A 26,770-nucleotide genomic window follows, 5' to 3' on the forward strand; every position below is an offset into this window, starting at 1 on the left:
TGTCAGAACCTCACACTCTCTTTGCGAAAAAAGAGTGCCCAGCAGTCAGGCTGAGAGATGGGTGCGGAAAAATTTAAGTGAACGCTCCCACGCATCACGAGCGGCATCTGCGTTGTAGACCTCTGGTCTAGTGTCATTGAAGAAAGCATGTGAAGTATTTGGGTAAGTGTGAAACTCAAAGGTCTTACCAGCAGCTTTCAGCGCTGCTGCCAGATTAGAGACTACCTCTTGATTAACAAATGTGTCGTTTCCTGCAAATAGTCCCAAGACAGGGGCATTCAGTTTTGTAAAATCAGGCTTAACGGCTGGATGCACGCCGTAGAAGTCGATACAAGCTCCGATGTTTGGGTTCAGTGTGGCGGCAAAAAGCGCAAGCTGACCGCCCATGCAAAATCCCACGACGCCTACTTTCTTGGACGAAACTGCTTCATTTTTGAGCAGGAAGTCAATAGCTCCGCGCAGGGTTTTCTCGGCCTCGCCGATGTTGAGTGCCATAAAGAGCTTGCTGGCTTCATCGGGCGAAGAGGTGGTAACTCCATCATACAAATCGGGCGCAAGTGCTGTGAAACCTTCAGCCGCAAACCGATCACAAACATCCTTGATATGGTCAACCAGCCCCCACCACTCTTGGAGCACGATGATACCAATGCCTTTGCCTGATGAGGGCTTGCTCAGATAACCACTTGCGCTGCGTCCGTTAGAAGGAAAGAAGACAATTTCGCCGTGATGTGGCATAGCTGTATGAAGTTTTTTGTTAGTTTGCATGTGCAAAGATACAGAATCTACTTATTCACTTGTTCAAGCCGCTGCCGACTTTCTTAGCAGTATTTGTAAGCTATAAAAGACTCTTTTCCCCGATAAGCTGAGCCTTCGCAAATGCCCTAACTTCATCGCAGTGTCAGAATGCACTTGCATGTAAAACGCTGGACTGCTGAAGCATCTGTGCCAAAGACAAGGCAACGGCTTTTGCGCGTAGAAGAGCAGCCTCACGTTCGACACGGGCGTGCTGACAAAATGCTTGCTTTGCAGCATCTGCTGCTTGCGGTTGCTGGCTGAGCTGAATTAGGCGCTGCAGGAGTGCTGCAGGGTCGGGGCAGTAGTCTGCCAGATGGCGTGAAGTAGCAACTGCCAAGTTGAATTTCTCTGGCCCTGGATTGATACGGTGAATCAAAATCGGGCCGGCATCAGTTTCCAGCAGTTCGTAAAGCGTAGCCGGCGCAATGCCAGATAGCACAGTAACGCTTGCGCTTCGAAACGCCAGTGACATTTGCTCGGCATTGAGAAAGGGGAGCGGAATAATGCGTTTTCCACTGCGCTCAGCAAGGTCAGAAAATTTCTTATACGCACGTGCATTATTGCCGCAAACTACTAACACTTGACTGTTATGCCAATCAAACTCGTCATCTGTGGCTAAGACTTCGAACTGCTTGTAGAGATGTTCAACCCAATAAGTGCCGCCAGTCGCAACCACAGTAAAGCACTCGGGTAGGACATTAGACACCATCGGCAAGTTTTGCCGCTGAAAGGCGACTCTGGCCTCCATTTGTGATAGTGAGCGTGCAGCCGTAAAGGGCGAGCGAGGTATGTATCCAGCTTGAAGCGTCTGCGAAGCCAGCAAACCATATTTTTCTTGCAGCTTAGCTAAGTAAGCTGGGCTTTGTGCAATCACACTGTTGGGCAAAAGCCCTCTGTAGCGTGGCACGTGAATAAGAGATTCATCGAAGTCGGGAACGTAGGCAGCGATATGGGTATCGGCTTGTAGGCTTGCTTTGAGCTGCAGGAGCGCATATGTTTGCATAAAGTGCGTGCTCACGATAAGCCCTGTCTGTGCGCGTTCAAAGAACGGGCGTAACTCTGCTTTAAGTTGCTCAATGATGCTGCGCGTAAAGCAGAAGTAGGCGCCGCGCACCGCATCTTGCTCCATCAGGTCATAGAATCGGTCATAGAGCCGAGTAAATTTGGAGTAGATAACACGGTGTGCTTTCTCAATATCTTCAACGGTGCTCTCAAAATACACCACACGCACATCAGGGGCGTAGCGCTTGAGAGATTCACCGAGCGAATGCATTGCGCTCTTGTGACCGCCACCAGCAGTAACGGACACAATCACAATTTCTTTTTCCATTGCTCCGATTGAAAAGTTGGGAAAAAGGTTTTTTGAAAAGAACCGCAAAACATACGAATGCTATGCAGCCAGCGCAAGCAGCGCGGAAATTGCATTAATTTTGTCAAAGTTTTCACACTAAGTTGCGTTTATTGGTATGCCCAAAAATTGGCAAGTCGAGCTGCTTCTGCTGGTTCATTCAGACACTGCAGCACTGGAAAAGACACCCAGCACGCCATCTTTCATTTGCAAGCATCGGTCGGAGAGAGCCGCATAGCGAGGGTTGTGCGTAACGATGACAAATGACACGCGATGCTCACGAGCGAGCTGAGCGATAAGGTCATAGAGCTTATCGCTGTTATAAGAGTCCAGATTGCCTGAGGGTTCATCAGCGAGCACAAGCGAAGGGCGGTTAATCAAAGCGCGCGCCACAGCGACGCGCTGCTGCTCACCGCCAGAAAGCTCAGAAGGCAAGTGATGCAACCTGTCTTGAAGACCCACGCTGACTAGAAGCGCTTCAGCCTCAGCTTTGGCTTGCCTAAGGTTGCCTGTGGCAATGAACTTGGGCATAGCAACATTTTCCAGCGCGGTAAAATCCTCAAGCAAGTGATGGAATTGAAACACAAAGCCGATATGTTGATTGCGGAATGCAGCTAGTGCATCAGGTGAAAGTAAGGCTTCTCTGCCCTGCACGATGCATTTGCCTTGAAAGTGCACCTCACCACTATCAGGCAAGTCCAGTGTGCCTAAGATGTTCAGCAGCGTTGTTTTCCCGCTGCCTGAAGCGCCAACAATCGTAATGATTTCGTTCTCGCTCACAGAAAGCGAGATACCACGCAAGATTTGAATCGGCTCACGACCTTTGGGCAGGTAGGTCTTGAAGATAGCTTTTGCTTCCAAAACAGGGCGTGTCAAAATTCCTTTACCTCCTCTTCGGGTTGGGCTTCGGGACGTGACTCGGCTGCCGCAATCGCAGCTTCGCGCTGTGCCAGATAGCGCCGCAAAACTTCCACCAAAAATGCGGAAAGCGGCACAGCTAAGAGCACACCAAAAAAGCCAAAGAAGTAGCCGAAAAGAAAAATTGCAAGAAATAACACAATCGGATTGAGCTTGACGCGCTCACCGATAATCTTTGGTGCTAACACGAAGTTTTCCAACGCATGACCTGCAGCGTAAATAATTGCAATAAGCAAAATCGTCTGTGCGACATTTTCTCCAAACACGGCAACCAGCACGCTGGAAAGAAACGCAATGATGCCACCAATGTAGGGCACAAATGACATCACACCATAAATAATGCCGATTAAGAAGGAATACCGCAGCTTAATGAGCGCAAACGCTACAGAGTAGAATGCAATAAGAATGAAGACGACAATAAGTTGCCCGCGCAAATACTGACGAACAATTTCGCCGCCCAACAAAGCATACTCTTGTGCCGATTGGCGATACTGTGGCGGCACCAGCTGTCGAATCGTGCTTTTAATGGCTGGCAAATCGCTAAGGAAGTAATAAGCAAGAAAAGGAATCAAGACAATATCAATAATGGCAGAGAGCAACTGTGGAAAGCTGCTGGCGATTGCAGAGACTGCGTTGGCAGAAAATGAGCCAATATCATCGGAGCGATGGCGTAACCACTCAACGACAGCGTCTTGCAAGTCTTTGCTATTCAGTCCGATTTGTGTGGCAAGAGGATGCTGCATCAAGTCTTGAATGAGTGCCTCAGCTTGGGCAGGAAGGTCAGAGAGCGTGTTAGAGAGTAGTGCCAGTTGTGCTGTGATAAGCGGCGTAATAAACACGACCGCAAGAATCACACTGCCAACTCCAAAAAGTGTAATGATAAGGGCGGCAATACTTCGCGTGATACGTCGGTGCAAACGCATGAAAAGCCCGATAAGCGGCTCAAATAGGTATGCGAGCACAAACCCAATAATGAACGGTGCCAGAAGACCTGAAAGCGTTTTGGCAAACCATGCAATGAAAAGTATCACGCAAATCCAGACCAAGCGGTTGGCATAAAAGTTGTCGCTAATCGGGTAGAGCAAGAACACGGCGAGAATGAAAATGAGCAGCGGCGAGAGCACCTCGCGCACTTCATATGCGAAGAAAATTACAAGTAAGCTCGCTAGCGTAAGCAGGAAGTACTGCGTTAGCTTATCCGACATCGTTCAAGACGCGCACTGATTGAAGTTGATGCATCAAGACCGTCAGCCCTGAGAAAGCGCTAATTGTTCGGAGTCTTAGAAGTTCCCACTTTCTGCCCTCTAATTTGGCTCGGAGTTGAAACAGGGTGTCAAAACGATAAACAGCTAAACTACGCTGCACAAACCCACAGCTTGAGGCACGCCGAATGGACACAGCAGACTCGTATCCTACTTCTTGGCACATTTCTACGGTGCGTCTATCAAACAAACCAAACGGAAAAGAGATTCGCTTTACAGGTTTGCCTAATGCATCTTCCAAGTATTGTTTGGAGCAGAGCAGCTCCCTTCGAAGGGCAGCAAGCGAAAGGGTGGTCAGTGCGCGATGCGAGACACCGTGACTGCCAATCTCCCAGCCTGCTACTGATAGCGCACGAAGTTCACTCAGCGAAAGATGCCGAAAAGCCCCGAAGAAATTTGCGTCCCAATCATTACGCTTCCCAATTGCATCCGTGATGACAAATACTGTCGCTCTGAGACCAAAGGATGCCAGAATTGGAAATGCAACTTGATAGGTATCCTCGTATCCATCGTCGAAGGTAATCTCTGGGCGCAAGGCAGACGGCAGCGACGCAAGCCATTGCACGTCTTGCTGAAAATCGCCGGGCAGACGTGTGCAGATGCCAAAATCAAGGCGTGGCGTGATTTTATGGTAACAAAAAATTGCCACTGCAGGTGCAATTTTTGCATAAAGAAACAACAAAATCGCCTCGAGTGCAAGTTCAGACTTCCACATCACGCCCAGCCCAAAAGCAGATTTGAAAAGACGCTCAAAAACCAGTGGTGCTGGCAGAAGGGCAGTGATGCGTAAATTCGAGCAAGAGAAAAAGCACTATGCTGGATAGTGATGCAGTTGATATAAAAGAATCTCTGCCAGAGTCGCTCAGGCTGAAGCTGGAAAGCTTGCCCGTAGCGTGTGGCGTCTATCAATTCAAAGACAAAAGTGGAGAGGTAATCTACATTGGCAAAGCCAAAAACCTGAGAGCGCGTGTGCTCTCGTATTTTCGCAATCAAGCAGAGCACAATCAGAAGACACGTTTGCTGGTAAGCAAAATCGTTGACCTTGACATTATCCTAACTTCGTCTGAGGTCGAGGCGCTTATTTTGGAGAATAATCTTATCAAGCAGCTAAAACCGCGTTATAACATCAATCTACGCGACGATAAGACCTATCCTTACATCGTAGTTACAAATGAGCCGTTTCCGCGCGTGTTTCCGACGCGCACGGTGCGGCGAGACGGCTCTAAGTATTTCGGCCCTTACACAGAGTCCAAGCAAATGCGCGCTCTGCTGGATGCAATTGGAGAAATTTTTCAAGTGCGTAGTTGCTCGCTGAAGCTGAGCGAAGAGAACATTAAGGCAAAAAAATTCAAGGTGTGCTTGGATTACCATATCAAAAAGTGTCAAGGGCCTTGCGAAGGCTTGCAAACTCAGGCTGATTATGATGCAATGATTGCTGAAGTCAAGCGACTGCTTTCAGGCAAAACGCGTGAAGCCATGCGCTCGCTTGAGACAAGAATGAAAGAGTATGCCAAAGCCTTGAAGTTTGAGCAAGCAGCTGCACTGAAACGTCAGCTCGAGGCACTCAAACGCTACACAGAACGCCAGCGCGTGATGAGTACCGACGACATTGACCGAGACATTTTCGCAATTGCCGTCGAGGGAGATGAGGCATGCGGCGTGCTCTTCAAGGTGCGAGAAGGTAAGCTCTTAGGCTCAATGCATTACTACTTCTCGAACATTCAAGATGTGCCACGACCTGACTTGCTGACAAAGCTCTTGGAGAAGTATTACCTCGAGACCACCGATGTGCTGCCTGACGAAATTTTCGTGCCTGAAATGCCATCTCACTTCGAGACCATTTCGGCACTACTGGAAAAACGGTTGGCAGAGCAAGGCGAGCAAAGAAAAATTGAGTGTATTGTGCCACAGATTGGTGACAAGGCGAAGCTGGTGGCACTGTGCGAAGCCAACGCAAGACATCTTCTTAGCGAATACCTGTTGCAAAAACAAAAGCGTGGTGAGGCACTGGCAATTCCACGCAGCGTCTATGCACTGGAGCGAGATTTGCGCTTACCGAAGTTACCGCGCCGAATTGAGTGCTTCGATAACTCACATTTTCAAGGCGCAGAGCCTGTTTCAGCAATGGTGTGCTTTGTAGATGGCAAACCTAAAAAATCCGATTACCGCAAGTTCAAAATCAAGAGTGTAGTCGGCAATGACGATTTTGCGGCAATGGCTGAAGTAATTGAGCGACGCTACAGTGGCACACTGGCAACCGAATTGCCCTTGCCTGATTTAATCGTCATTGATGGTGGCAAAGGGCAGCTCTCAGCGGCGCACGAGGTTTTGAAGCGGCTCAGGATTGATGTGCCAATTATCGGCTTAGCAAAGCGGCTGGAAGAAGTGTTTTTCCCGAATGAGTCTCTACCACATAACCTGCCGAAAACATCATCCTCGCTGAAACTGTTGCAGCAAGTGCGAGACGAAGCGCATCGTTTTGCGGTGAGCTTCCACCGAGAATTGCGAAGCAAGCGCACACTTTCAACGGAGCTCACAGAGATTGCGGGCATCGGCCCCCGCACAGCTGAAAAACTCCTGCGAACCTTTGGTTCGGTAGCAAAAGTCAGAGATGCATCCCTTGCAGATTTGGAAAAGGTGGTAGGGCGCAAAACCGCAGAAGCCGTGCGACGATACTTCGACCAAGCCCAAAATCAGGCAGCTAGCAGTGAGGAGCATTTTGCACTGCAACCCAATGAGTTTTCAGATGACCATACTGATGACAATAGCGCCAACAATTAAACCGCCAGCGGAGCGACGAAAGATTACGGTAGCGGAGTTTGCGGCGATGTATCAGGCGGGCATTTTGAGTGAAGATGAACACCTTGAACTCATCAACGGAGAGCTGATTACAATGGCCGCAATGGACGCACCACATCTGGCGCACGTGATGCGTTTGGCAAGATTGCTTATCGTAGCGCTGCGACACCGTGCAAATGTCTCTGTGCAAAGTCCAATCGTGTTGGGCGAGTATTCGGAGCCTGAGCCAGATGTAGCGGTATTGCGTTGGCGTGAGGACGATTACTGTTCTGGCAAGCCGACGGCGAAAGATGTGTTGCTGGTGGTGGAAGTAGCTGACCGTTCTTTGCTCTATGACCGAGAAACCAAACTGCCACTGTATGCCCAGCATGGTATCACGGAGGTATGGATTTTGAACTTGCAAGCCAAGCAGGTAGAGGTGTATCGCAACCCGCAAGGCAGCGCTTACCAAGAAAAGCAAATCTTCAAACCCAGCGACGACTTGGCGATGCAAGCCTTCCCAGACTTGCAATTCCCCGTCTCAGAAATGTTTATTGCGCCAAAAGAGCATAAGTAGAAGCAGCCACCTAAAAAGTGAAGAGGAGTCTCAGTGCAGAAGACCTATAATTTTACTTTGCATAATTATGCGATGTCTTGTATAATTATGCATTGCCAAACGAAAGGTAGCACAAAGAAAGTTGAGCGACGTTGTTTCCGTCTCTATCGTTGGCGCATCAGGATACTCGGGCGCAGAGCTTGTACAAATCTTTCTGAGACACTCAGGCGTGCGCATCCACAAGCTCTTTGCGAATGCGTCAGCTGGCAAGCACTTTGCCGAACTCTATCCACGCTTTCGTGGGCAAGTGGAGCTCACGCTAGAGCCCTATTCGCTTGACGCTGCCTGTGAGAGCCAGTGTGTCTTTCTCGCCTTGCCTTCTGGCGAAGCAATGCACCTTGTCCCTGAACTCCTTTTGCGTGGCAAAAAAGTCATTGACCTTGGCGGCGATTTTCGCCTCAAGGAGGCGACGCAATACGAGCGATTCTACAAACACACGCACGCTGCGCCTAACCTTCTCTCGAAAGCCATCTATGGATTAACGGAACTTAATCGCGCTGCCATCAAGAACGCGACCTTGCTAGCTAATCCGGGCTGCTATCCGACCAGCATCATTTTGCCGCTTGTGCCTTTGCTGAAAGCAAAGCTCATCGAACCAGAGCGCATCACAGTGGTCTCAATGTCAGGTGTCTCGGGCGCAGGACGAAGCGCTTCAATTGACCTGCACTTCTGTGAGGTGAGCGAAAGCGTCAAAGCCTACAAGGTAAGTGAGCATCAGCACCTACCTGAAATTGAGCAGGCACTACAAGAGTTCAGTGGTCAAGCGGTTTCGGTGTCATTTGTGCCACACCTTATTCCGATTGTGCGCGGCATCTACACCACAATTCACGCCACGCTCAGTAGAAACGCAACTGAAGAAGAAATTGAGCAAGTCTATGCAGAGCACTACGCCGGTGAGCCATTTGTGCGCTTCAGTAAGTCGCTTGTGCCGCACGTTAAAGGCGTGGCGCATACCAACTGCATTGACATCGGTTTCAAGATTCGAAGGGAAACGAACCAGCTCATTGTGCTATCAGCCATTGACAACTTGCTCAAAGGTGCAGCAGGTCAAGCTGTTCAGAATTTCAACCTGATGTTCGGCTTTGACGAAACGGAGGGACTGCAGTGAGCTACGCATTTCAAGAAATTCGCGGTGGCGTCTGTGCGCCGAAGGGATTTAGAGCAGCAGGCGTTAGCGCGCACATTCGCAAGCCAAAGAAAGACATTGCGCTCATTGTCTCCGATACGCCTGCGTCAGTGGCGGCTGTTTTCACGACCAACCGAGCTGCTGCGGCACCGATTGCGGTGTGCAAAGCACAATTGCAGAAAAACCAGATGTGCTCTGCAATCGTTGCAAATAGCGGCAATGCTAATGCGTGCACGGGCGAGCGCGGTCTCTCGGACGCATGGCGAATGGTGCGTGAAACCGCCACCGCGTTAAACCTACCTCAAGAATCGGTATTGGTGGCCTCTACTGGCGTGATTGGGCAGTTTCTGCCAATGGATCGTATCTCTGATGGCATTCGTCGTGCTGCCTTACAGCTTGCTGCAAGCCCAGAAGCCAGCCGTGATGCAGCCGAAGCAATTATGACCACCGACACATGCCCCAAAGAATTTGCGGTGAGCTTTACACTGGGCGAAAAGAATGTGCATATTGGCGCAATCGCCAAAGGCTCTGGAATGATTTCACCTAAAATGGCAACAATGCTTGCGTTCATTACGACGGACATAGCGATGTCGCCTAGCCTTCTTCAGCATGCACTCTTTGAAGCCAACACGCGCTCCTTCAACCGCATTAGCGTCGATGGCGATTGCAGCACCAACGATGCGGTGTTCATCTTAGCAAACGCACTGGCGGAAAATCCACGCATTGAACAAGCAGATTCAAAGGAATACCACATATTCTTTGCTGCGCTACAAGAAGTGATGACGCACCTTGCAAAGATGATTGTAAGAGACGGCGAAGGCGCAACAAAACTCATTGAAATTCATATAAGCGGGGCTCATAGCGAAAGCGAAGCCGAGCAAGCAGCGCGCAGTGTAGCCAATTCACTCCTTGTCAAAACAGCCCTGCACGGTGCAGATGCAAACTGGGGCAGAATCATGGCAGCGATTGGCTATTCGGGTATTGCGTTCAATCCTGAGAAAGTCTCTATCTCATTTGATGATGTCGCTGTCTTGAAGCCGAACTTCCGCATTGAGCTGGACGAAGCAAGAGCAAAAGAGGTGTTGAGCAAGCCTGAAATCACCTTGCATATTGATCTGGGTCAAGGCAAAAGTGAAGTGAGGTTTTGGACATGCGACCTTTCTGCAAGGTATGTGGAAATTAATGGCAGCTATCGCTCATAGCCTATTTCGACTGATTGCATAATTATGCATCGGAGAGTTTCGTCAATCCTCTTTTGAAAGTGAGAAATGACCACGCAGCACGAATCGAGGTATTTTGTAAGCACAGACAAAAGTCTGCTCGATATTGACGCTATTCACGGCTTTCTTACAAACTGCCACTGGGCGAAGGGTATTTCACGTGAGCTTGTGGTGCGATCAATTGAGCACTCGCTTTGCTTCGGGGTCTATGAAATGTGGCCTGATGGCGCCCGAAAGCAGGCAGGCTTTGCGCGCGTCATTTCGGATTTTGCCACCTTTGCATACCTCTCCGATGTGTTTATTCTCGAAGAGTATCGCGGTCGAGATTTATCTATGCTGCTTTTAGAGAAAATTATGAGCCACCCCGACTTGCAAGGTTTGCGCCGATGGCTACTCGTTACCACTTACGCACACGGGCTGTATGAAAAGTTTGGCTTCTCTGCGCCCGCTCACCCTGAAAAGTTTATGGAGATTTTCATTCCGAATCTCTATGAAAGGGAGAAAGCACTCACAGCGCTTACTGTAGAAGAAAAAATTGAAGTAAAGTAGTCAAACAACTGCAAGCAATGACCGATTACAAAACCAAAGAAGAAGTCTTGATTGAGGCACTGCCTTATATCACGACTTATGAGAACAAGACATTTGTCATCAAATACGGTGGCGCAGTGATGACAGACGATGCGTTGAAGCAAACTTTTGCGCAAGATGTAACCCTTCTAAAAAAAATTGGCATCAACATCATCGTAGTGCATGGAGGCGGCAAAGACATCACAGAAATGGCACAAAAGCTCGGTATTGAATCGCGCTTTGTGAATGGAATGCGCTACACTGATGAGAAGATGATGGATGTGGTGATGATGGTACTGGCAGGCGCACTTAACAAGGAAATTGCTGGACTGATTACCAAACATGGTGGCAACGCAGTTGGTCTCTGTGGCGTGGATAGCGCGCTCCTACGTGCAAGGAAGTTACAGGGCGAGATAGATTTGGGTCTGGTGGGCGAGATTGTGCAGGTCAATACTGCGTTCCTTAGGCTTCTAATGCAGAATGAGATGATTCCTGTGGTTGCACCGATTGGCTTAGGCGAGCGCGGCGAACTTTACAATATCAACGCTGATGTTGCAGCAACGGAAATTGCAGTAGCACTGCGAGCAGAGAAACTCGTTTATCTTTCCGATACCGATGGCGTGATTGTTGACGGTGCACTTGTGCCAACGCTGGCAAAAAGCGAGGCACAAGAATGGATTGAGCAGGGCAAAATCTACGGCGGAATGATTCCAAAGGTTAATTCTGCCTTCGAGGCAATTGAAGGAGGGGTCAATAAAGTGCACTTTATCAACGGAGGTATCAAGCACGCACTGTTGCTTGAAATTTTTACCAATGAAGGCATTGGCACGGAAATCATCAATGAAGATGCCCCAACGACAGCCACCTCGCAGCGACGCCGTGTGCAACGCATTTTGGAAGGAGCCTCAAGATGAAGAGCGATTTTCTTTCCTTACAAGACATTGAGGGTCGTGAGGAACTCTTTCATCTCTTTGAACTTTGTGATGCACTCAAAGCCGACCGCACTGTTAAACCGCTCGCAGGCAAGACCGTAGCGCTGCTGTTCCAAAAGCCCTCGCTACGCACCCGCGTCTCGTTTGAAGTGGGTGTGGTAGAACTAGGTGGCTACCCGATTTACCTAGGACAGGAATCAGTGGGACTGGGCAAGCGCGAAAGTGTGGCGGATGTGGCACGCGTGCTCTCGCGTTACAACGACCTCATTATTGCGCGGCTCTTTGACCACAGCGTGCTGTTAGAGCTGGCTGAATATGCCAGCGTGCCCGTTATCAACGCGCTTACTAATCACTCACACCCTTGTCAAGTGTTTGCCGACTTATACACAATGCGTCAGCACGGCAAACTCTTTGAAGGCGTCAAAGTGGTATTCGTGGGCGATGGCAACAATGTGGTAAACTCGTGGCTGGAAATGTCTATGCTCTATCCGATGCATTTTGTACTGGCAGCGCCACCGGCATACAATCCGCATGTTGCAACCCTCAAAGCTGCAATGAAAGCAGGTGTGAGCAAAATTGAGATTCTGGAAGACCCCGAAGCAGCGGTGCGAGATGCCGATGTCGTTTACACCGACGTATGGACAAGCATGGGGCAAGAAGATGAAGCTGAAGAGCGTCGCAAGGCATTTCGACCGTATCAAGTGAATGCAAGGTTGCTCTCACTTGCAAAGCCAACTGCGATTTTAATGCACTGCCTGCCTGCTAATCGGGGTGAGGAAGTAACCGATGAAGTATTAGACGGCAAGCAATCGGTGGTCTTTGACCAAGCTGAAAACCGCTTGCATGCGCAGAAAGCAATTTTGGTAACACTTTTGCAGAAAAGCGTGCCGAAGTCCTCTCCACGCACGGCATCGGGCAAGCGCAAAAGGCTGGCAGCAGCAGAGTAGTGGGGTGCGTGCGTCAGAAAGAAGCAATCTGAAAGCTATATAGCGAAAATGCAGCGATAGGTAAGGCAGCCTACTCAAAGTAAAGAATGAGACCGCTTTTCGTTTTCTCGTAGAAAATCATCTGGACTGTAATCTCTTCGGGAAGACGCTTCTCGTCAATACTGTATGTTTTGGGCTTGATACTCACAGGCGTCTCACCAATAAATCCATCAATGCCTTTGGCTTCTTCTTCGGGCGAAGCCGTGCGATAGGAGACGCCCTTTAGCTCGGCGATTTTCCGCAGAATTGCACTCTGGAATTTTAACCCGATAAATGTCTTCACGATCACCAAATCTTTCACCCATTTTTCTACCATCTCTTTGTCAACCTGAGAAAGTGCTGATTTAAAGTTTTCAACCATTTGAAGAATCTTTTCACTAGCATGCTTAATAGCTTCTGGATACTGCTCTACATACCATCGCTCCCACTCCTCAAGTGTGTTGCCTCTGAAAGACCGTATAAGTTCACTCATTTGACCAACAACTTTTGGACGCGTGCCTTGTGCATTTTGGTTTGCAAGATTCAGGAGCTGTGTAACATACTTGGGAAAGTCAGGAGTGTCTATGTCGAGCAGCTCGGCTATCTCACGATCTTTTAGCTCTAACTTTTTCATCCTCCAGTGGGAGAAGCAGCTTTGAGTTTATCCCGATACTTTATTGCAAATGTCTCACTGAATCTCACAAGTCCTGTGCGCAAGTAGTGCAAGTTCACGAAGGTTTTATTCTTCAAGTAGAGATACGCTAAGAGCGTTCCATTTTCATCGTATTTCACGGCGTCGAACTTCAAAAACAAGCTTTCGCCACGCAGTTTTTCTTCCAAAAATCGCATCGCTTCAGCAGCTCTTTCCTCAATCGCTTCAACGCCGATGAGACGCACAACCACGCCATTTTCAAGCTCAATCAGGTTAGGTGAAAGCACAGTTCTAAGGCGCAGATATTCAGTTGGAGAGATGATTTGCTCAGCGCTGACTCGCGAGCCAAAAGACAAGGCTCTGGGGTCAACCTTCTTGTCGAACTTTACTGGATCCTTAAACACATAAGGTAGTGCTTTGATGTGCTCAGAGAAATCCAGTTCTTCACGGCAGGGCTTGAGCACTTCGAAGGAGACTTGCTCAAAAACATCGGTTTGTCCAATGCCTAGTTTTTCTGCGATGATAGGCAGAAATTGCTCGTTTACTTCATAGCCGATAGAATGTCGTCTTAGTCGGCGTGCTGCAAGCGATGTGGTGCCGCTGCCAAGAAAGGGGTCTAGAACTGTTTCGCCTACGAAGCTAAACATCTTGATGAGACGGCGAGGCAATTCTTCGGGAAACATTGCAAGGTGCTTATCCTGCCTTTCACCTGAAAATGTCCAATGTCCTGAAAAGTATTCGTTCCACTCTTCTGGCGTCAGCTTAGAGCGTTCTTTTGCTTCACGGCTCACTTTGGGTGGCGCTCCACCTTTTTTGAAAAGCAGGATGTATTCGTAGTCAATTTTCACAATACCATTACGTGGGTAAGGAAAAGACCCCATCACTGCAGCGCCGCCAGTTGTGTTGCAGGTTGTAACCTTTTGCCAGATAATCTTGCCCATATAGTCGAAACCGATAGCCTCACAGAACTTAATGATTTCGGTATGAATAGGTATAACCTTATAGCGTCCGTAATAGACCGCACGTGCAAATTGGTCGCCGATGTTAATGCAGAGGCGGCAGCCATTGTGTAAAACGCGGTAGCACTCTTTCCAGACAAGGTTGAGGTTGTTGATGTAGTCTTCGTAGCTGTCGTTGAAGCCGATCTGATTGGGCGAGCCGTAGTCCTTGAGCTGCCAATAGGGTGGCGATGTAACGATAAGATGCACCGATTCGTTGGGCACTTCCAGCATTCGCCGAGAGTCAGCAAAAATAATCTTGTGCGTGGTCATTGCTTACTATGTCTGTAGTCAGATTGCTCTAATGCGAAAAAGCATCGCAGCAATTAGAACCGCTCAACGGCGACCCAGATGGTTTCCAGAGTGCCGCCAGCTTGCGTGGCGTCAGGAGGGATGGAACGACGTAGTCGCAAGCGCGTGTCTGTGAGCTCAAGGATTTGTGAGACGGTTGTAACGCCATCTTGTGTCAGTTCCAATTCATTGCCGCCCCCAATAAGGCGCCATGAGCCAGAGCGAAGTTCACCACGAGACGACTTGAACTGCGCTGTGCCATTGATATTCAGCCGCATCCGAGCCCCAATATCCGCCACAGCAAAAGGAGTGGTAGCAGAAAAAGAGGCAAGTTGCCAAGTCGTATCGACTAAGAGAAGCGAGCGAGGCACAGGTTGCGTGGGCTTGGGTTCACGACACGCAGAGAGCGTCAAAAGCAGAAGAGCAAAAGTAATGCAAAGTGCCAGTGAAAGGTGTGTTCTCATCTGCAATGTATGGCTAATTTGAGAAACGAACATTTTGTAGTAACTTTGTGATTGCGCCCCACAAAAATTGGCGGGATAGCCAAGTGGTAAGGCAGAGGTCTGCAAAACCTTTATGCGCCGGTTCGATTCCGGCTCCCGCCTCAAACCCCTGCAAAGAAAGGCTCGCTACTTATCTGCTTCGCCCATCACGGGATCGATTGAACCGATGACAACCACCACATCAGCCAGCAAGCCTCCCTCAATGAGAAGCGGCAGCGCTTGCAGGTTGCAGAACGAAGGGCTGCGAATTTTCAGCCGCCATGGATACCCGCTGCCATCAGACTGGATGTAGAAGCCTAACTCACCTTTTGGTGCTTCGATGGCGTGGTAGATTTCGCCTTTGGGCAACTGCAAGCCCTCGTGTGTCATCATAAAGTCGTGAATGAGGGCTTCCATTGAGTGATAGATTTCGCCCTTCCAAGGATAGGCTTGCTTGGCGTTGTCGATGCGCACGTCACCTCTGGGCAGCTGACGCAAGGCTTGCTCAATGATTTTGACACTTTCTTCCATTTCCATCATTCGGATTTGATAGCGCGCAAAGCAATCACCGTTTTCCAACACGGGCACATTAAACTCAAAGCGATCATAAATCATATAAGGCTCAGCACGACGAATGTCATACTGCACGCCAGAGGCACGTAGGTTCGGTCCAGTTAAACCAATTGCAATCGCATCTTCCTTAGAGATGTAACCAATACCTTCCATTCGCTCAATGAAAATGCGATTGCGCTCCACAAGTCTGCGCCACTCTGAGAGCTTTTTCTTGAACTCCTTTGTCCAGCCTTTGATGTATGAGACGCACTCGTGCGAGATGTCAGATGCCACACCGCCAATGCGACAGTGTGAAATGGTAAAACGCGCACCAGTGAGCAAATCAAAAATGTTGTAGATATGCTCACGTTCTTCAAATGTGTAGAGAAACATTGAGACGGCACCACTATCCATCAGCATAGAGCCAACAGAAAGCAAGTGCGATGAAATGCGGGCTAACTCACAGCCAATCGTGCGAATGTATTGTGCCCGCTCAGGCACTTTGAAATCACCGAGCTTCTCGACCGCTAAGCATAGCGCTGTGTTGTTCGAATACGGCGACATATAGTCCAAGCGGTCGGTATAAGGCATCCACTCGTGATAGGTCTTGTTTTCAGCCAGCTTCTCCATGGCGCGGTGCAGGTAGCCTAATTCTGGCACAGCCGCAACGACCGTTTCGCCATCAAGCTTTAAGACCACACGCAATACGCCGTGCGTTGCAGGGTGCGAGGGACCCATATTGAGCACGATTTTAGACTCCAGCGGGTCATCGTCATCAATCATGACAGTCGTGTCACGGTCTTCCAGTGCTTGGTAAATTTTGCGGCGAGCCTCAAGCCGACTTTGTGGGTCTAACTTTGGCTTAGCAAGGGTCTCAAAGCCGTCGGTAAGTTCAAATTCGTGTCTCATACTGCTCTCAGCGTTAAGGATTTGCGGAAAAACAAAGTTAGGCAACAGGGGCATTCAGAAAAAGTGCAAACCAAGTTGTGTTTAGTAACCGTATTGAGAGCGTAAGCCTAAGATTCACCGTTCAAAAATTGGGAGTGAAGAACTTGCTACATTCGATTCACTGTGATACAGGCTGTGATTTTATTTTCCAGCATCAAGGTGTATCTTCGTAAAAACTGCAATTTGCTATGCACTTGACAGCACTTTTAACAGAATCACGCCGCTGGACGGCAGAAGGACTGCTAGTAATTGGTTTTGCTGCGCTCACGGCACTCAGTGCACAGATTGAAATTCCACTCTACCCTGTGCCGATTACGATGCAAACGGCAGCCGTACTGGCAGCAGGAGTCTTTGCTGGCGCAAGAGCGGGGGCACTTAGCCAGCTGACTTATTTAGTAGGCGGTGTATGGTTGCCAATTTATGCGGGTGGGGCAAGTGGGCTGCATCATCTTTTCGGACCAACAGGTGGATACCTACTCTCTTTCCCAATTGCAGCAGCGGTTGCAGGCTGGCTATCCGTGTATGTGCGCTCAGTAGGAGCAAAGTTTGTGATGGTTTTCCTTGCCAGCCTTGTCACATTTGCAATAGGGGCAGTGTGGCTGAAAGCGGCCCTGAAGCTTTCTTGGGAACAAGCTTTAATGCAGGGCGTCTATCCATTCTTAGTCGGTGATGCCTTGAAGTGCGCAATCGTTGCCACAGCAAGCTGGGGCTGGGAACGCTGGCAGTCGCAGCAAGCCTGAACGAAGTGCAGCCTAACCGTGTTTTTCTGTTCAAACCTTAACTTTCTAAACCTATTCCGAAAGGAGAATTTGTATGAGCGCGGTAAATGAAACGCTAATTGATGTGCCAGCTACCACTTCAGCCATCAACCTAACTGTAGGTGCGGCGAATGAAGTGCGCCGCATTATGGCGGAAAACAAAATCCCAGAAGGCTACAAGCTGAGAGTGGGTGTTACAGGTGGTGGGTGCTCAGGGCTGAGCTATGCACTGGGGTTTGACACCCAAAAGGAAAATGATGAGGTCTATGTGACGAATGGGATTGAGGTGATAGTTGACCGTCGTCATCTGCTCTACCTTAACGGTGTAACGATTGACTATATGGATGGGCTGCAGGGGCGCGGGTTTACGTTTGATAACCCCAACGCAAAGAAGACCTGCGGGTGCGGAAGTTCATTCTCAGCATAGAGATTGAGGTAAGAAGGGCGTGAGCACACGCCCTTCTCTGTTTCTGCGATGCACTACTTGCGAAACAGTGCTACTTCAAAAAGGCGTGCTTGCAAGAAGTTTGCAAGTTCGCTGAAACTTGCCTATCTACACAAGATTTTTTTAACTAACGCATTGTCCAATGAAAAATATCTCCTTTGACGGTCTGCAAGCCCGCCTTGATGAGCAGCTCACATATCCCAGCCTCTTTCTGTTTAAGTTCATCGCCCCATTTGAAAAGGCACAGGAACTGGCAAGCTTGTTTGAGCCAAAACCCTTCACCACAAAGCTTTCGCGAAACGGGAATTATCTGAGCATCACGGCAGAGTTAGAAATGCAATCCACGGAAGAGATCATCGCAATCTATCGTGCTGCATCCCGCATTGAGGGGGTCATCATGCTCTAAGCACCACTGACAATAGCAAGGCATAAGCCCGCTACTGCTACCCGAGATAAGGTGAGTTTGCGCACAATTCGGAAGGGAAGTAAGTTTAAGCCTTTGACACAGGTCTCAAAACGAGGCACAGGAATGGTCAGAATGACACTTCCGAATCAACTGACGACGCTCCGAATTTTGCTTACACCGCTTTTTGTGTGGCTCATTCTGTCGGACTCATCCACTATGCGGCTGTGGGGCATCGGAGTTTTTACCCTTGCATCGCTGACCGATTTGTATGATGGCTACCATGCGCGCAAATACGGCGAAACCACACGCTGGGGAGCATTTATGGATCCGTTGGCTGATAAAATTCTCATTACAGCTGCATTTTTGGTCTTCGTGCTGAACGGCATCGTTGAGCTATGGATGGTCATTGTGGTGTTCCTGCGAGATGTGCTGGTCACTGTGCTCAGGCTATACGCAGAACTAAAAGATAAGCCAGTGATTACCAGCAGGTCTGCAAAGCTCAAAACGTTGATGCAAAACCTATTGGCATATTTGCTCTTACTGCTGATGTTGCTATCCGAGCGAAGCGTATTTGATGAGTCTATTGCAGCCACAGCAGCAGAGTGGTTGCATGCGCCACAGATTCGGCTGCTCATGCTGGGGCTAACAATCTACACTGTCTATACTGGCATAGCGTATCTGGTAGAAAATTGGCCGCTGCTGCGTGCCGCATATTTAAGCAACCGCTCCTCCGTGAAAGCCTAAGGCACATTGATGCGCAAAGAAAGAGGATTAACTTAACTCAGAGAAAGCTCCCCGTGAAACGATTCTTGGCACTGGTGTTTGGCACAGGGTTTGGAACAGGCTATTTGCGCTATGCTACAGGCACATTCGGGAGCTTGTTGGCATTAGGGCTGTATTGGGCAGTGCCGCAACTCTCCGAACCAGCGTGGTTAGGGGGAGCGATTCTTGTCTTTTTTGTGATTGGCCTCTGGTCGGGTGAGATTTTGGAAATGGAATATGGACGAGACCCCAGAGAAGCAACGATTGATGAAATCGTCGGGCAGTGGATTGCCGTGCTGTTTCTACCCAGAACCTGTTTAGCCACGGCACTTGCCTTTGCGCTCTTTCGGCTCTTTGATGTGATTAAGCCTGAGCCTGTGCATAAATTGCAGCGCTTACCAGCTGGCTGGGGCATAATGATGGATGATGTCGTAGCAGGTATCTACGCAAACCTGCTGTCGCACTGTTTGCTCTGGAGCATTGAGAAAATTTTTTAGCGCGCTATGCAACCTGTTGCTGACGCCACGCTTGCCAGACCAGTTTAAGGAAGTTTTTGGTTTCCGTAGCGTAGCGCATGTAGCTTTTCTCGCCCGCATAAATTGTCTCAATCTCAACAAAACCGATGCGGAAACCTCTACGCACAGCGTAAATCAGAAACTCTGTCTCAAACATATAGCCAGTCTCTTTGCAAAGCGGCAAGATGGTCTCAAGACACAGTCGGCGGATGATGCGGTAGCCACATTGCGAATCCAAGATAGGTTGGTGCAAAAGCTGGGAGAGCAATCCTGATGTGATGCGATTGGAAAGCTGACGTGCAAACGGCATAGGAGACCGGCGGAACTGTGCTGCACGATGCCGAGAGCCAATGACCATGTCGAAATGCTCAAGCGCCGCAATCAACTTCGGTGCATCGCTTGGGCTATGCTGCAAATCACTATCAAGTGTGAGCACAGCCGAAGCCCCTTGACGAAGAGCATACTCAAAGCCTACCTTGAGCGCAGCACCTTTACCCTCATTGTGAGGACGCGCAATGATATGCACAGGAAACGCAGACAGCACTTGCACAGTGTGGTCAGTTGAGCCGTCACTGACACAAATGGTGTGTGCATTCGCCACAACTGGGGCAAGTCGACGCAGTAGCTCTGGCAGCGTTTGGGCTGCGTTGTAGCACGGAATTACGGCGTAAATCATTGCACAGCCGAAGACGATGTCAGGTGCGAATGAGCTTTTGGCGGAATCGGTAACGAATCAAAATAGCAGAAAGATTGAGAAGAAAAGTCAAGGCGAGCAGAACCAGCGTCGTAGCATATTGCAAGGGCAAGGTTTGCTCGACATCGACCGATTGCGTCGCCAGCACGTAGAGGTGATAGCCTAAGTGCATAAATTGGTCATCAAGCGAATTAGGAAGTTTGGGCAGAAAAAACGCAGCACCAGTGAAAAGTAAAGGTGCAACTTCACCTGCACCACGGCTGACGGCTAAAATTGCGCCAGTTAGAATCCCTCCAACCGCATTTGGCAAAACTACCTTCCAAGTTGTTTGCCACTTTGTAGCGCCGAGCGCCAGAGCCGCTTCACGGTAGTCGCGAGGCACAGCACGCAGCGTTTCCTCGACCGACACGATGACAACAGGCAGCGTCAGCACCGCCAGTGTGGCAGCAGCCCAAATCAGTGCAGGCTTGCCGTAGATGACTTCATCTTTTGGAGCCACTACAGCATCAATCCCTGTGCCAACAAATTGCACAAAGAAACCTAATCCAAACAAACCAAACACAATCGAAGGCACGCTGGCTAAGTTGCTCACGGCAAAGCGCACCGTGCGCGCCAGCCAATTTTCAGCAGTGGTATATTCAGAAAGGTAAATTGCCGTAATGATGCCTAGCGGCAAACCCAAGATGGTCATCAAGAGCACGAGCACAACAGTGCCATAAATTGCAGGAAAAATGCCGCCTGCCGTCATCCCTTCCTTGGGCGGCTGAGTGAGAAATTCCCAGCTAAGTTTCGCAAGCCCGCCGCGAAAAATGTCAAGGAGAATAAAGGCGACTAAAAGAAAAATCAGTAAGGCTGCAAAGGCGGTGATGCCTATGTAGAAATTACCCAAGAGCCGTTTGTTCATCTGTTGCTTAGCTGCGTTGGGTTCCTTGCACTTTGATGCAGTTGGAGCTTTAGCTGCCACGAAACTTGCGCATCAGCTTGGCTTTAATGTAGAACTCTGCAATGCTATTGAGCAGCAAGGCGAATAGGAATAGTACAACACCGATGAGAAAAAGCACATTGTAATGTGGGTCGCCGAAGACCACTTCTGCCATCTCTGCGCCGATGGTCGCTGTCAGGGTGCGCGCTGAATCAGTGAGCGTCCAAGAAGAGATAGGCGCATTGCCCGTTGCCATCAAAACAATCATGGTCTCGCCAACTGCACGACCAAAACCTAAAAGCGCACCGGCAAAGATGCCCGGATACGCTGCAGGCAAAGTAATGTAGAACGCTGTTTCCCATTGCGTTGCCCCCAAACCGTAGCTGGCTTCCTGAATGGACTTTGGCACAGACGAGAGTGCATCTTCCGCAATGGTGAAAATAATAGGGATTGCGCTAAAAGAAATAGCCACGCCGCCAACCAGTGCGTTCAGGCGAAATTCAGCCCCTGTAAGCGTTTGCAAAGCACCAGCTAACACAAACAGTGCAAAAAAGCCAATGACGACTGAGGGAAAACCAGCCAGCAGCTCCACCACAGGCTTGATGATTTCTCTTAGCCAAATAGGAGCAAAACACGCTGTGTAAAGTGCTGCAAGCACTCCCACCGGGATAGCAATCACCATCGCAATCAGCGTGGTTTTCAGCGTACCGATGAGCAAAGGGACAATTCCATACTTGGGATTTTCAGAGACAGGTTGCCAGTTTGTGCTAAGGAGCGTGGGCAAAACCGCTTGGCGCGTCTCAGCATCAAAAAAGACATCTTTGGCTTCCTTGAAGGTGAAAAGGAGAATGAGGAAAATGAAAGAAAAAGAAACAAGCGCTAGTGTGGTAATAACCCCGCGCATCACTTGGTCTACTGCTTTGGCGCGTTGGTTGACAGCAGGTGTTGATGAAAACTTATTCATTGAAACTGGCTTGAGGTGCTCCTTGCAGAGTCCAGCTGAGCGACCAAGCCTTTGACTGGAAAAAAGCCCTGTGCAGCGACAATCGATTGAGCTTCGGCGCTCAGAACCCAATCCAAAAAGCGCTGAATCGTTGGGTTTGGCTCTCTGGCAAGGTAAAAATAAAGATTTCGCGAGATTGGATAAGTGCCTTGCGCAATCGTGATTTCATTGGCTTCAATCGCAGCAGATGTGTCTGTGCGGCTGATGGGCATAAGGCGAATGCCGCGTGAATAGGCATTGCCGCCGTAACCGATAGCATAGACATCTTTGCTCACTGCATTCACGATAGCGGCGGTGCCGGGCAAGGTTTGCACGAAAGCGGCAAAGTCATCGCCTTTGAGCACTTCTTTTTTGAAAAATTCGTAGGTGCCTGAGCTATTTTCTCGGCCATAGACAATGATGCGCTGGTCTTCCCAGCCTAATTCTTTCCAGTTTTGAATTTTGCCAGTGTAAATCTGACGCAACTGCGACAGTGAAAGCTTTGCAATCGGATTACGCTCGTTCACATAAATGACAATTCCATCTTTGGCAACAGGGATTTCAATGACATCGCGTCCAAACTTTTCACGAATTCTTTGGCGCTCTTTGGGTTTCATTGGACGAGACGATTGGCAAATATCGGCAGTGCGGTTAATGAGTGCGGCAATACCTGTTCCGCTGCCGCCGCCATTGACCTGAACCGTCTCATCGGGAAACTTGCTCATATAAATTTCTGCCCACTTCTGCCCGAGTGCGACCATTGTGTCTGAGCCACGAATAGTAATTGTAGCATCAGGGGCGTGACAGCTGCAGAGCCAGAGCAGAAAACAAAGCAAGAGGCTGCTTCGGAGTCTGAGCATAAATAAAAGTGTTAAACCATAACAATATGCACTCAATCCAAGTTGTAACAAAGAGCTTAACAAAAACTTAACATAGGGATTAACACAAGGAAAACTGCATAACGAAGCAGTCATGGTGGCAGCTCTCCGCTATTTGAATCGAGCCAAAGAAACCCTAACTTTCTGCACCAGTCATTTCTTGATAAGCAAGAAGTCCAATTAACTGACAAAACACAAAGGAGTAAGGATATGCCGACCGCGAAAACGACCCAGAAGAAGTCCCAAGCCAAATCGTCCTCCCTGCATAGTGCAACAAACGGCAAGGTGCGGCGCAACGGTCAAGCGGCAAGTGAGGGTGCACAAAAGTCTTCGGCAGAAATCAGCTCGGTGCTCACAGAAAAACGTGTGTTTAAGCCGAGTAAAGCATTTTCACAAGCAGCTCATATCAAGTCAATGGCCGAGTATGAACGGCTCTACAAAGAAGCGGAAAAAGACCCTGAAAAATACTGGGCAAACTTAGCTTCGCAATTTCATTGGTTCAAAAAGTGGCGCAAAGTCTTGGAGTGGAAATTGCCCTACTCGAAATGGTTTATTGGCGGTCAGACCAATATCTGTTACAATGCCATAGACCGTCATCTGACAACTTGGCGCAAAAACAAAGCAGCAATTATCTGGGAAGGAGAACCCGGTGAGCAGCGTGTGCTAACATATGCGCAACTGCATCGAGAAGTCTGTAAGCTCGCAAATGCACTAAAGAAACGCGGCATCAAGAAGGGCGACCGTGTAGCAATTTATATGGGAATGGTGCCTGAGCTGGCAATTGCAATGCTGGCATGCGCACGCATTGGCGCCGTGCATAGCGTCATCTTCGGTGGGTTCTCGGCACAAGCGGTCAGCGACCGCATCAATGATGCACACGCCAAAATGGTCATCTGCTCTGACGGCGTGCATCGCCGGGGTGCAGTGCTCAATCTCAAGGCAGTTGTAGATGAGGCACTGGTCAATACACCGTCCGTTGAAAATGTCATCGTCTATCAGCGCCTCAAGCCCGATTCAGGTGTGCATATCAATATGGTCGATGGACGCGACCACTGGTGGCATGACCTAATGAGCCTTGCCAGCGATGACTGTCCTGCTGAACCTGTCGATGCGGAGCACCCGCTCTTCATTCTCTACACCAGCGGCTCAACGGGCAAACCCAAAGGCATTTTGCATACCACAGGCGGCTATATGGTGCATGTCGCCACTTCGCACAAAATGGTCTTTGACATTAAGGACGAAGACATTTACTGGTGCACGGCAGATGCAGGCTGGATTACGGGACATAGCTATTTCGTCTACGGACCGCTCTGCAACGGTACAACCTCACTGATGTACGAAGGCGCCATTAACTACCCTGACTGGGGACGCATCTGGGATATGATTGACCGCCACAAGGTAACGATTCTCTATACTGCGCCAACTGCGATTCGTTCCTTTATTCGTGCAGGCGATGAATGGGTGAATAAACACAATCTTTCCTCTCTACGCTTGCTTGGCACAGTGGGTGAACCTATCAACCCAGAAGCGTGGATGTGGTATTACACCACTGTCGGCAAAAAGCGCTGCCCAATTGTAGATACGTGGTGGCAGACAGAAACTGGCGGCATTATGATTGCACCATTGCCAGGCGCAACACCGCTCAAACCCGGCACCGCCACTTTACCACTACCGGGTATTGTAGTAGATGTGGTGAAAAAAGATGGAACGTCATGCAAAACAAATGAAGGCGGTTTCCTTGTCATCAAGCGTCCATGGCCGTCTATGCTGCGCACCATCTACGGCGATAACGCACGCTATGAAAAAGTCTATTGGTCGGAAATCAAAGGTGTCTATTTCACAGGTGATGGAGCACGCAAGGACAAAGATGGCTATATCTGGATTATGGGACGCGTCGACGATGTGGTAAATGTAAGTGGGCATCGCTTGGGCACGAGCGAAGTAGAAAGTGCACTGGTGTCACATCCTGCGGTTGCAGAAGCCGCAGTGGTCAGCCGTCCTGATGAAATCAAAGGCAACGCACTGGTAGCGTTTGTAACGCTACGAGCAGGCTACGAAGGCAGTGCTGCCCTGCGTGAAGAATTGCGTAACCATGTGGCACGTGAAATTGGCTCAATCGCAAAGCCTGATGAAATCCGCTGGGCAGAAGGGTTGCCAAAGACCCGTAGCGGCAAAATTATGCGAAGGCTCCTACGCGAGCTGGCGACCAATGGCACCATTTCAGGCGATACGACTACGCTGGAAGACTTCGCCACACTAGAAAAATTGCGCCAGCAAGAAGAAGAGGAGTAACGCAGAGATTCCTGAAACAGAGAGCAGCGTAGGGCAAGATGAGCGACACCTCCCCTTGCCCTAATGCCTCCTCGGGGGAAGTTCTGAGTGCGCACACAGGCAAAGCACGCACCAACTTGCTAATCTGGTGCAAAAGGCTTATCTTTCGAGTACTTCTCATCGCCCTCTTACACTCAGAAGGAGCCGATGACTGCTGCGCCGACCTATGTCATCACCCTGCGACCGATGGAATAGCACAACGAAATAGCTGTTTAGCTATGTAGCTGAATGCTCATAGAGTTTTTGCTAACTAAAAAATTTTTGCTAACTAAAAAACTCACTGAAATGCGAGAAGTGCGACGCTATGTGGTAGTCCTGTTTGCTACTGCCCTATTTATTCCAACGCTTGCGTTTGGACAGACCACTGTCTATTCCTACCAAAGTGGCAACTTTAATGACCCAAACATCTGGACATTTACCAACGGCGGCGTGGACTTCGTAACTGGCACGCCAAACCCCGACTGGAATTATGTCATTAACCCCGGACACACGATTACGCTCACGGCAGCTAACCAAATTCAGCACACTGTCGCAAGCCGCACGGTTACGATTAACGGCACGCTGAACATTCAGAGCTTCACGACGCAAACCTTCGGCACACTGCAAGGCACAGGCACGCTGCGCATCAGCGCAGGCGCGTTTCCAACCGTGCTCACGGCGCTTGCGAGCAATCCCTTTCTGCAAACAGGCGGCGGCACAGTGCGCTACGAGGGCGGCGCTTATACCTTGCCAAGCGACGCGACCGTCTACAACAACCTCACTATTGCAGGCACGGGCGCAAAGTCTTTCGCACCCACATCGGCAACGACCTTCACCATCAACGGCAACCTGACCGTCGAGAGCAATACGCTCACAATTGGCGGCACGGGCACGCCACCTGTCGTAACGCTCAATATCAGTGGCAACCTCACCGTCAATAGCGGCGCAACGCTCAACGTGGGCAGCACAACCGGCGTCGTGCAACACGTCATCAATTTGAGCGGCAATCTCACAAACAGCGGCACGATTGACCTCACAAACCTTACCGAAGGCGCAGACCCTTTCGGCTCAAATGGCGGCTCGGCGCGCATTCGCTTCATCGGCGCAAGCGACAATACCGTAACGCTCAACGTGGGGCACTCGACGCAATTCGGCAACTTCATCGTGAACAAAGGCACGGGGCAGACGCACGTGCTTTCCGTCGTCGTGCCTGCGGGCGCGGCAAACCCTCAATTTTGGGGCAATGGCGGCACGAGCATAGCGGGTGGGCAACGCTTTGTCATTACCAACGGCATTTTGCGCTTGGGACCCAACATCACGATAAGCGATTTGATGACAATCTTCGACAACTATGATCTTGGTGGACCCGAAACGGGCGCGTCGCCGGGCGCAAGCATAGAACTCGGCGAAAACGCGCAACTCTGGAACGATGGCGCAACGATTCAGGCAACAGGGAATGCGCTGGTGGTCTATGGCACCTATCGCCAAACGGCAGGTACGATTACCTGTGGCAACGAAGGCTTGGTGCCGCGCGGAACGGGAAGCGTCATTATTGAAGGCGGCGTGGTGAATGCGGAGAAATTCCGTCCATCAACCGTGGGTGCAGCTACCCCACGCGGTTCGTTCCGTCTCTCAGGCGGCACGGTCA

The 26,770-nt window shown here is 49.7% G+C and carries 27 protein-coding genes and 1 tRNA gene; 15 read left to right on the forward strand and 13 right to left on the reverse strand.

Annotation, left to right across the window (positions count from 1 at the left end; genetic code table 11):
• Window positions 1–45 precede the first annotated feature (45 nt).
• The 5 genes from NZM05_05100 to NZM05_05120 form a co-directional block, all read right to left on the reverse strand.
• Entirely contained in the window at window positions 46–735 is a 690-nt protein-coding gene (locus tag NZM05_05100) for a dienelactone hydrolase family protein (protein MCS7012994.1), read from the reverse strand.
• Between the two features lie 163 nt (window positions 736–898).
• On the reverse strand, window positions 899–2,125 hold the full coding sequence (locus NZM05_05105; protein MCS7012995.1) for a hypothetical protein: 1,227 nt from the start codon (window positions 2,123–2,125) through the stop codon (window positions 899–901).
• A 174-nt stretch (window positions 2,126–2,299) separates the two neighbouring features.
• A complete protein-coding gene (locus tag NZM05_05110) occupies window positions 2,300–3,019 on the reverse strand; it encodes an ABC transporter ATP-binding protein (GenBank protein ID MCS7012996.1) in 720 nt (239 codons plus the stop codon).
• Window positions 3,016–4,266 (reverse strand): AI-2E family transporter, encoded by a 1,251-nt coding sequence (locus tag NZM05_05115; protein ID MCS7012997.1) that lies wholly within the window; start codon window positions 4,264–4,266, stop codon window positions 3,016–3,018. Before NZM05_05115 ends, NZM05_05110 begins: the two co-directional genes overlap by 4 nt.
• On the reverse strand, window positions 4,256–5,038 hold the full coding sequence (locus NZM05_05120; GenBank protein MCS7012998.1) for a polysaccharide deacetylase family protein: 783 nt from the start codon (window positions 5,036–5,038) through the stop codon (window positions 4,256–4,258). The genes NZM05_05115 and NZM05_05120 overlap by 11 nt, the downstream gene beginning before the upstream one ends.
• 98 nt (window positions 5,039–5,136) lie before the next feature.
• Between NZM05_05120 and uvrC the strand changes: the two genes are divergently transcribed.
• The 7 genes from uvrC (at window position 5,137) to argF (ending at window position 12,509) form a co-directional block, all read left to right on the forward strand.
• The gene (uvrC, locus tag NZM05_05125) at window positions 5,137–7,104 is read left to right on the forward strand and encodes an excinuclease ABC subunit UvrC (protein ID MCS7012999.1); all 1,968 of its coding nucleotides are present in this window, start codon (window positions 5,137–5,139) and stop codon (window positions 7,102–7,104) included.
• Complete coding sequence (locus NZM05_05130) at window positions 7,082–7,678, forward strand: Uma2 family endonuclease (protein ID MCS7013000.1); 597 nt, start codon at window positions 7,082–7,084, stop codon at window positions 7,676–7,678. The genes uvrC and NZM05_05130 overlap by 23 nt, the downstream gene beginning before the upstream one ends.
• Before the next feature lie 121 nt (window positions 7,679–7,799).
• Entirely contained in the window at window positions 7,800–8,825 is a 1,026-nt protein-coding gene (argC, locus tag NZM05_05135; protein MCS7013001.1) for an N-acetyl-gamma-glutamyl-phosphate reductase, read from the forward strand.
• Window positions 8,822–10,045 carry a bifunctional glutamate N-acetyltransferase/amino-acid acetyltransferase ArgJ gene (argJ, locus tag NZM05_05140; protein ID MCS7013002.1) on the forward strand — a complete coding sequence of 408 codons (1,224 nt, stop codon included), beginning with the start codon at window positions 8,822–8,824 and terminating at the stop codon, window positions 10,043–10,045. Before argC ends, argJ begins: the two co-directional genes overlap by 4 nt.
• A 66-nt stretch (window positions 10,046–10,111) precedes the next feature.
• Entirely contained in the window at window positions 10,112–10,612 is a 501-nt protein-coding gene (locus NZM05_05145) for a GNAT family N-acetyltransferase (protein ID MCS7013003.1), read from the forward strand.
• 17 nt (window positions 10,613–10,629) lie between these two features.
• Window positions 10,630–11,544: an acetylglutamate kinase gene (gene argB / locus NZM05_05150; GenBank protein ID MCS7013004.1), complete on the forward strand. Its 915-nt coding sequence runs from the start codon at window positions 10,630–10,632 to the stop codon at window positions 11,542–11,544.
• Window positions 11,541–12,509 carry an ornithine carbamoyltransferase gene (gene argF / locus NZM05_05155; protein ID MCS7013005.1) on the forward strand — a complete coding sequence of 323 codons (969 nt, stop codon included), beginning with the start codon at window positions 11,541–11,543 and terminating at the stop codon, window positions 12,507–12,509. Before argB ends, argF begins: the two co-directional genes overlap by 4 nt.
• 70 nt (window positions 12,510–12,579) lie before the next feature.
• Here the strand turns inward: argF and NZM05_05160 are convergent, their stop codons facing one another.
• From NZM05_05160 to NZM05_05170, 3 genes are read right to left on the reverse strand one after another with little or no spacing between them, the layout of a single operon-like run.
• Entirely contained in the window at window positions 12,580–13,161 is a 582-nt protein-coding gene (locus tag NZM05_05160) for an MjaI family restriction endonuclease (protein MCS7013006.1), read from the reverse strand.
• A complete protein-coding gene (locus tag NZM05_05165; GenBank protein MCS7013007.1) occupies window positions 13,158–14,450 on the reverse strand; it encodes a site-specific DNA-methyltransferase in 1,293 nt (430 codons plus the stop codon). Before NZM05_05165 ends, NZM05_05160 begins: the two co-directional genes overlap by 4 nt.
• 53 nt (window positions 14,451–14,503) lie before the next feature.
• The gene (locus NZM05_05170) at window positions 14,504–14,932 is read right to left on the reverse strand and encodes a hypothetical protein (protein MCS7013008.1); all 429 of its coding nucleotides are present in this window, start codon (window positions 14,930–14,932) and stop codon (window positions 14,504–14,506) included.
• Between the two features lie 69 nt (window positions 14,933–15,001).
• On the opposite strand from NZM05_05170, the gene NZM05_05175 reads away from it, so the two are divergent.
• Window positions 15,002–15,073, forward strand: a tRNA-Cys gene (locus NZM05_05175).
• Window positions 15,074–15,097: 24 nt separating this feature from the next.
• Here the strand turns inward: NZM05_05175 and nuoD are convergent.
• Window positions 15,098–16,411: an NADH dehydrogenase (quinone) subunit D gene (gene nuoD / locus NZM05_05180; GenBank protein MCS7013009.1), complete on the reverse strand. Its 1,314-nt coding sequence runs from the start codon at window positions 16,409–16,411 to the stop codon at window positions 15,098–15,100.
• A 227-nt stretch (window positions 16,412–16,638) separates the two neighbouring features.
• On the opposite strand from nuoD, the gene NZM05_05185 reads away from it, so the two are divergent.
• The 5 genes from NZM05_05185 (at window position 16,639) to NZM05_05205 (ending at window position 19,318) form a co-directional block, all read left to right on the forward strand.
• Window positions 16,639–17,190, forward strand: a complete 552-nt coding sequence (locus NZM05_05185; protein MCS7013010.1) for a biotin transporter BioY — start codon at window positions 16,639–16,641, stop codon at window positions 17,188–17,190.
• A 73-nt stretch (window positions 17,191–17,263) separates the two neighbouring features.
• Window positions 17,264–17,635: an iron-sulfur cluster assembly accessory protein gene (locus NZM05_05190; GenBank protein MCS7013011.1), complete on the forward strand. Its 372-nt coding sequence runs from the start codon at window positions 17,264–17,266 to the stop codon at window positions 17,633–17,635.
• A 160-nt stretch (window positions 17,636–17,795) separates the two neighbouring features.
• A complete protein-coding gene (locus NZM05_05195) occupies window positions 17,796–18,059 on the forward strand; it encodes a DUF493 domain-containing protein (GenBank protein MCS7013012.1) in 264 nt (87 codons plus the stop codon).
• 132 nt (window positions 18,060–18,191) lie between these two features.
• Window positions 18,192–18,803, forward strand: coding sequence for a CDP-diacylglycerol--glycerol-3-phosphate 3-phosphatidyltransferase (gene pgsA, locus NZM05_05200; protein MCS7013013.1), 612 nt, complete (start codon window positions 18,192–18,194; stop codon window positions 18,801–18,803).
• A gap of 53 nt (window positions 18,804–18,856) precedes the next feature.
• Window positions 18,857–19,318, forward strand: coding sequence for a phosphatidylglycerophosphatase A (locus NZM05_05205; GenBank protein ID MCS7013014.1), 462 nt, complete (start codon window positions 18,857–18,859; stop codon window positions 19,316–19,318).
• Window positions 19,319–19,322: 4 nt separating this feature from the next.
• On the opposite strand, the gene NZM05_05210 is transcribed toward NZM05_05205, so the two are convergent.
• From NZM05_05210 to NZM05_05225, 4 genes are read right to left on the reverse strand one after another with little or no spacing between them, the layout of a single operon-like run.
• Entirely contained in the window at window positions 19,323–20,012 is a 690-nt protein-coding gene (locus NZM05_05210; GenBank protein MCS7013015.1) for a glycosyltransferase family 2 protein, read from the reverse strand.
• Between the two features lie 19 nt (window positions 20,013–20,031).
• Complete coding sequence (pstA, locus tag NZM05_05215) at window positions 20,032–20,934, reverse strand: phosphate ABC transporter permease PstA (protein MCS7013016.1); 903 nt, start codon at window positions 20,932–20,934, stop codon at window positions 20,032–20,034.
• 49 nt (window positions 20,935–20,983) lie between these two features.
• Window positions 20,984–21,916, reverse strand: a complete 933-nt coding sequence (pstC, locus tag NZM05_05220; GenBank protein ID MCS7013017.1) for a phosphate ABC transporter permease subunit PstC — start codon at window positions 21,914–21,916, stop codon at window positions 20,984–20,986.
• Window positions 21,913–22,794, reverse strand: coding sequence for a phosphate ABC transporter substrate-binding protein (locus NZM05_05225; GenBank protein MCS7013018.1), 882 nt, complete (start codon window positions 22,792–22,794; stop codon window positions 21,913–21,915). Before NZM05_05225 ends, pstC begins: the two co-directional genes overlap by 4 nt.
• Window positions 22,795–23,022: 228 nt before the next feature.
• On the opposite strand from NZM05_05225, the gene acs reads away from it, so the two are divergent.
• Window positions 23,023–25,104 (forward strand): acetate--CoA ligase, encoded by a 2,082-nt coding sequence (gene acs, locus NZM05_05230; protein ID MCS7013019.1) that lies wholly within the window; start codon window positions 23,023–23,025, stop codon window positions 25,102–25,104.
• Between the two features lie 267 nt (window positions 25,105–25,371).
• Window positions 25,372–26,770, forward strand: a 1,399-nt coding sequence (locus tag NZM05_05235) for a hypothetical protein (protein ID MCS7013020.1), incomplete at its 3' end; no start/stop codon positions are given.

The sequence above is a fragment of the Chloroherpetonaceae bacterium genome, assembly GCA_025056565.1.
Classification (GTDB): domain Bacteria; phylum Bacteroidota; class Chlorobiia; order Chlorobiales; family Thermochlorobacteraceae; genus Thermochlorobacter.

Coding starts and splice junctions, on each gene's coding strand:
- NZM05_05100 (MCS7012994.1), bottom strand. CDS start 735: ATGCCACATCACGGCGAAATTGTCTTCTTTCCTTCTAACGGACGCAGC.
- NZM05_05105 (MCS7012995.1), bottom strand. CDS start 2,125: ATGGAAAAAGAAATTGTGATTGTGTCCGTTACTGCTGGTGGCGGTCAC.
- NZM05_05115 (MCS7012997.1), bottom strand. CDS start 4,266: ATGTCGGATAAGCTAACGCAGTACTTCCTGCTTACGCTAGCGAGCTTA.
- NZM05_05120 (MCS7012998.1), bottom strand. CDS start 5,038: ATGTGGAAGTCTGAACTTGCACTCGAGGCGATTTTGTTGTTTCTTTAT.
- uvrC (MCS7012999.1), top strand. CDS start 5,137: ATGCTGGATAGTGATGCAGTTGATATAAAAGAATCTCTGCCAGAGTCG.
- NZM05_05130 (MCS7013000.1), top strand. CDS start 7,082: ATGACAATAGCGCCAACAATTAAACCGCCAGCGGAGCGACGAAAGATT.
- NZM05_05145 (MCS7013003.1), top strand. CDS start 10,112: ATGACCACGCAGCACGAATCGAGGTATTTTGTAAGCACAGACAAAAGT.
- argB (MCS7013004.1), top strand. CDS start 10,630: ATGACCGATTACAAAACCAAAGAAGAAGTCTTGATTGAGGCACTGCCT.
- argF (MCS7013005.1), top strand. CDS start 11,541: ATGAAGAGCGATTTTCTTTCCTTACAAGACATTGAGGGTCGTGAGGAA.
- NZM05_05160 (MCS7013006.1), bottom strand. CDS start 13,161: ATGAAAAAGTTAGAGCTAAAAGATCGTGAGATAGCCGAGCTGCTCGAC.
- NZM05_05165 (MCS7013007.1), bottom strand. CDS start 14,450: ATGACCACGCACAAGATTATTTTTGCTGACTCTCGGCGAATGCTGGAA.
- NZM05_05170 (MCS7013008.1), bottom strand. CDS start 14,932: ATGAGAACACACCTTTCACTGGCACTTTGCATTACTTTTGCTCTTCTG.
- nuoD (MCS7013009.1), bottom strand. CDS start 16,411: ATGAGACACGAATTTGAACTTACCGACGGCTTTGAGACCCTTGCTAAG.
- NZM05_05185 (MCS7013010.1), top strand. CDS start 16,639: ATGCACTTGACAGCACTTTTAACAGAATCACGCCGCTGGACGGCAGAA.
- NZM05_05190 (MCS7013011.1), top strand. CDS start 17,264: ATGAGCGCGGTAAATGAAACGCTAATTGATGTGCCAGCTACCACTTCA.
- NZM05_05195 (MCS7013012.1), top strand. CDS start 17,796: ATGAAAAATATCTCCTTTGACGGTCTGCAAGCCCGCCTTGATGAGCAG.
- pgsA (MCS7013013.1), top strand. CDS start 18,192: ATGACACTTCCGAATCAACTGACGACGCTCCGAATTTTGCTTACACCG.
- NZM05_05210 (MCS7013015.1), bottom strand. CDS start 20,012: ATGATTTACGCCGTAATTCCGTGCTACAACGCAGCCCAAACGCTGCCA.
- pstA (MCS7013016.1), bottom strand. CDS start 20,934: ATGAACAAACGGCTCTTGGGTAATTTCTACATAGGCATCACCGCCTTT.
- pstC (MCS7013017.1), bottom strand. CDS start 21,916: ATGAATAAGTTTTCATCAACACCTGCTGTCAACCAACGCGCCAAAGCA.
- NZM05_05225 (MCS7013018.1), bottom strand. CDS start 22,794: ATGCTCAGACTCCGAAGCAGCCTCTTGCTTTGTTTTCTGCTCTGGCTC.
- acs (MCS7013019.1), top strand. CDS start 23,023: ATGCCGACCGCGAAAACGACCCAGAAGAAGTCCCAAGCCAAATCGTCC.